Origin of the sequence: Burkholderia sp. Ac-20384, assembly GCF_017104605.1 — a bacterium.
Taxonomy (GTDB): Bacteria; Pseudomonadota; Gammaproteobacteria; order Burkholderiales; family Burkholderiaceae; genus Burkholderia; species Burkholderia lata.
Genome location: NZ_JAAGPE010000483.1, coordinates 1 through 4,776 on the forward strand (window position 1 = coordinate 1; position 4,776 = coordinate 4,776).

Annotated in this window: 4 protein-coding genes; all 4 read left to right on the forward strand. The window is 58.3% G+C overall.

Going from position 1 to position 4,776, the window contains the following annotated elements:
* Positions 1–108: 108 nt before the first annotated feature.
* The 4 genes from G3O00_RS40195 to G3O00_RS40210 all read left to right on the forward strand — a co-directional run bounded on the left by G3O00_RS40195 (position 109) and on the right by G3O00_RS40210 (position 4,762).
* Positions 109–1,305 (forward strand): YopJ family acetyltransferase, encoded by a 1,197-nt coding sequence (locus G3O00_RS40195; protein WP_206146316.1) that lies wholly within the window; start codon positions 109–111, stop codon positions 1,303–1,305.
* 221 nt (positions 1,306–1,526) lie between these two features.
* Entirely contained in the window at positions 1,527–2,123 is a 597-nt protein-coding gene (locus tag G3O00_RS40200) for a recombinase family protein (protein WP_206146317.1), read from the forward strand.
* A gap of 19 nt (positions 2,124–2,142) precedes the next feature.
* Positions 2,143–3,786 (forward strand): DDE-type integrase/transposase/recombinase, encoded by a 1,644-nt coding sequence (locus G3O00_RS40205; RefSeq protein WP_206146319.1) that lies wholly within the window; start codon positions 2,143–2,145, stop codon positions 3,784–3,786.
* Positions 3,776–4,762, forward strand: a complete 987-nt coding sequence (locus G3O00_RS40210) for an AAA family ATPase (RefSeq protein WP_206146318.1) — start codon at positions 3,776–3,778, stop codon at positions 4,760–4,762. The genes G3O00_RS40205 and G3O00_RS40210 overlap by 11 nt, the downstream gene beginning before the upstream one ends.
* Positions 4,763–4,776 lie beyond the last annotated feature (14 nt).

Here is a 4,776-nt window from a genome sequence, read left to right on the forward strand (position 1 = left end):
GTGAGCGAGAAGGCGGCCAAAGGACGTTCATCAAATGTTGCGTCGGTGACGTGCAATTTGATCTTCGCAATTTGATTCGTCCAATCGCTTTCTGTGATCTGGGTTCGCATGATCATGTTATTGGTCCTCTGGGCAATCACTCTCCATGCACTTGTTATGCCAACTTCTATCGGATCAAGGCCTCCAAGCCCCATTACCACGTCACATCCTGAAGAAAAACACACAACGACTACAAGCGTACTGCCTAGCGGTGCAGCGAAAAACTTCCCTACGGGTGGAGCGCTCAGTGGTCTAAGTGGGCGTAAGAAATTTACTGGAGATGTTCATTGGGCAATCCCAGACAGATTGAAATATAAAGCTGATAGCGTTGATCATTCAATTATCGAGAAATGCGACAAGGATTTTGGAGAGTACGCAAGAGTGGTGGTGGATCATGCGCTATCCAATACTGCTCCCAGCGAGAGCATAACGATGCTGGATAAGAAATACATCGAATTAATTGCTGCAATGGAAAATGCGCAGCGACCGGGTCTTAATTTGCTTTACCTTCCTGAGGCGCCGAGAAATCTTCAATTCATGATTGAGCGGATTGAAAACGGCAGGATGGTGGGGGATTTCAGATTTATTTTCCACCCGGTGGAAAATTCTATTCATTGCGCGATGGCGGATGTAAAGGTGAGAGGCAACGAAACTTCAATAGTCATTGTTGATTCGGCCTTCGAGCATAACGACCCCCGCTTGAATTCTGCTGCCAATCTATTAAGAGCGGAAGGGCGGAAGATTTCGATTGTTGCGCCGGAGATTCAAAAATCTCAGCAAGATTGCATCATGTACGCACTCAATTTTGCAATTAAATCCTACAAAACGGGATTCATCGGCGAAATTCATGGCGAAAACAACGCCCAGGTCATTTCGCGCGATCAGCTGAAGAGGCTACCCGCAGGCCTTCTCAAGCACTCGCAGACACGTGCTGTTCTGAAACAGGAACATGGACTCGCGGAAGCGTTTGTAAAAAAAGACAGTAGTGAGAAATTAAATGACCGGCATGCCAACTATCGCGTGAGGCGTGTAAATCGTGACAGTAAAGAATTTGAAACGAGCGCTTCAATCGAAGGGTTCAGATTGCGCGAAATCCGAAGGGTCGGGGAGGCATTGTCGAAAGGTGGCGCGGCTTTCGATCGATCCCTTCTCGAGAGGCTGGGGTCCATGAGCCGATCTCTTAACGAGCTTGAATACGTAATAGACAATGGTGAGCGAGATGAGAGGATCAAAGCATTTCGAGAATTGAAGGCGCGAACCAGATAGTAATCAGTTTCCCATGAAAGACCGCGAGCCCACTTCCTGCGTTGCACGCAGGGTTCGCCAAAACGATCGTTTTTTCGTACGCGCAGGTTCGAGTGACCTACAAGTGAGCGGGCCCCGTGCTTCGGCACACATCGCGTCCGGAAAATCCGTTGCACAAAACTGCGTTCGATTTATTCGGCGGCGTTGACTATAGTGTACGAGACTTCCGATGGTATGAGGACATGGACATCGGCTACGCGCGCGTGAGTACGCACGAGCAGAACCTCGCGCTGCAGGTCGACGCGCTCAAGGCCGCGGGTTGCGGCAAGGTGCTGACGGAAATCGCCAGCGGCGCGTCAACGGAGCGGCCCGTGCTTGCGCATCTGCTGGATGACGCGCGTGCTGGTGACGTGATCGTCATCTGGAAACTGGATCGTTTGGGCCGGTCGCTGCGTCACCTGATCGATGTCGTGGGTCTCCTGCTCGCACGCGATGTCGGTTTGCGCAGCCTGAACGATCCGGTCGACACGACCACGGCGCAGGGACGGTTTGTGTTCAATCTGTTTGCTTCACTGGCGGAATTCGAACGAGATGTGATCCGCGAGCGCACGCAGGCTGGTCTGTCTGCGGCGCGCGCTCGTGGCCGCAAGGGAGGACGTCCCAAAGGTCTGCCAGCGAAGGCGGAGCCGACGGCGTATGCGGCCGAAACGCTGTATCGCGAAGGCAGGCTGAGCGCCGAGCAGATCGCGCAACGCCTGCATATTTCCAAAAGCACGCTGTACGCCTATCTACGCCACCGCGGCGTGCCGGTGGGCGTTCGTGCTGCCGATAAAGCTTGACGCCGTGCCGCGCAAGACGATCCCTGCGGAGGCGTTGATCGATCTGGCGCGGCGGTTGAGCGCGTTGCCGGCCCGCAGCCATGAACGCCGGCTCGCCGTCGAAGAAGCCGCGCGCGGTTATGGGGTGTCCGAGCCGACCATCTATCGCGCGCTGGCCGAGCGAAGCCGCCCTAAAGGACTGCGCCGCGCCGATCGCGGAACACCGCGCGTTCTGCCGGCTGATCAGATGGAGCGCTATTGCGAACTGGTTGCGGCGATCAAGATGCGCACCTCTAACCGCAAAGGCCGGCACCTGTCGACAGCCGAAACGATACGGCTGCTCGAGAACTTCGGCATCGAAACGCCTGACGGCCTGGTTCGGGTAACACCCGGCGCGCTGTGCAAGACCACCGTGAATCGCTATCTGCGACAGTGGGGATATGACCGTGCGACGCTGGGACGGGTGCCGCCGGCGGTGCGCTTCGAAGCCGAGCGCAGCAACGACTGCTGGCAGTTCGACCTGAGTCCATCGGATCTCAAGTCTGTAGAAATGCCGTCGTGGGTACGTGCCGACCAGAAAGTGCCGACGCTCATGCTCTTCAGTGTTGTCGACGATTGTAGCGGCGTCGCGTATCAGGAATATCGCTGCGTCTACGGCGAGGATGTGGTTGCCGCGTTGCGCTTCCTGTTCAACGCGATGTCGGACCGGGAGGCTTCGGAGGTACCGTTACGCGGCATGCCGCGCATGCTGTACATGGACAACGGACCGGTGGTCCGCAGCCAGGTGTTCCAGCGCGTGATGCGCTATCTGGGCGTTGAGGTCCGCACGCATCTGCCCGCCGGGCACGATGAACGACGGCGATACCGCGCCCGTGCGACCGGCAAGGTCGAGCGGCCATTCCGGACGGTCAAGGAACTGCACGAGACGTTGTATCACTTCCAGAAGCCGCGGGACGAAAACGAGGCCAATGTGTGGTTGCAGAATTTCCTCATTCGCTACAACGCGATGGATCATCGATCCGGCGATCACTCACGTGCCGAGCACTGGCTGCAGCATCTACCGGCCGACGGCATCCGTGCTATCTGCAGTTGGGAGCGTTTCTGCACGTTCGCACGCGAGCCCGAGCAACGCAAGGTGTCGGTCGATGCGCGGGTGTCGGTCGACGGCATTGGATACGAGGTTGACCCTGAACTTGCCGGAGAAGACGTCGTGCTGTGGTGGGGGCTGTTCGACCAGGAACTGTTCGTCGAGCATGGCGAGCGGCGCTTCGGCCCTTACCTGCCGGTGGGCGGTCCGATTCCGCTGAACCGCTACCGGGCGTTCCGGAAAACAGCGGTGCAGGCGCGCGGTGAGCGCATCGAGGCCCTGGCAGCGAAGCTCGGCTTACCACGTGCGGCGCTGGAAAGCCGGCCGGACGTCGCTGCGTTGGTGGAGCCGGACACGATGAAGGTACAAGCCTTCGTCGACCCTGACCCGTTCCGGCAACTAGCCTGGGTCTCTGCCCTGGAAGCCAAACGCGCGATTGCCCAGTATCTCGGGCGGCCACTCGCGACATTGCCGACGGACCAGTTGCAGGCGATTAACGCGATCGTAGGCACAACGTTGAACAAACAGGATGTGCTCACACAGGTTCGCGCCTGCGTGACGCAGCCTCCGGAGGAGGAACCGCCCGATGCTGAGTGACATTCGCACCTACTATGGCCTGACGCGGGAAATCAGCCTGACCGGGCAGTCAACGTATTTCGAGACGTCCCAGTCGCAGCACGTCGTCAAGGAACTCAAGCTCGCAATCAAGGAAGGTAAGTTGATCGTTCTGGCGGGCATCGTCGGCACGGGGAAAACGACGATGCTGCGGAAAATCCAGGACGCCCTCGAAGAGGACAAGGAAAAGGAAATCCTCGTCGCGAAATCCCTCTCAGTGGACGGTGGCCAGATCTCACTCGGCACGCTGATTCTCGCGCTGTTCTGCGATCTGACGACGGTCAAGGATGACCCGATGCCGAACCAGGCCGAACGTCGCGAGCGTGCGCTGCGCGCGTTGATCCGCAAGCGCAAGAAGCCAGTGGCGCTGTTCATCGACGACGCCCACCAGTTGCACCCGAAGACGCTCATTGGCCTGAAGCGTCTGATGGAAATCGTGCGCGATGGCAAGGGCACGCTGTCCGTTGTGCTCGCCGGCCATCCGAAACTGAAGAACGATCTGCTGCGCCCTTCGATGGAGGAAATCGGCGCGCGCACGACGCTGTTCGAGCTCGATGGTTTCGGTACTGACCGCAAGAAATACCTGCACTGGCTGCTGGGACAAGTCACGGCTTCCCGGACGAAAATCGATACGCTGTTGACCGATACCGCCGCGGCAATGCTGTGCGAGCGGTTGACGACACCGCTGCAGTTCGAACTCTACCTGACGCGCGCTTTCGAGGAAGCGTTTCGCATCGGCCAGAAGCCCGTCGATGCGGACACGATCGCTGCCATTCTCGCTCCCGATCTCGATGGTCTCGAAGCTCGTCTGACACGCAACGGCTACAACGCCAAAGTCCTGACCGAGCTGCTCGGCGCCAAGCCGCGCGAGGTTCGCGCCTTTCTGGGTGGTCAGCTTGCGCCCGAGCGTGCGCAGGAACTGCACGACAACCTCCTGGCGGCCGGCGTGCCTTTGTAGGCACTCTCACACAA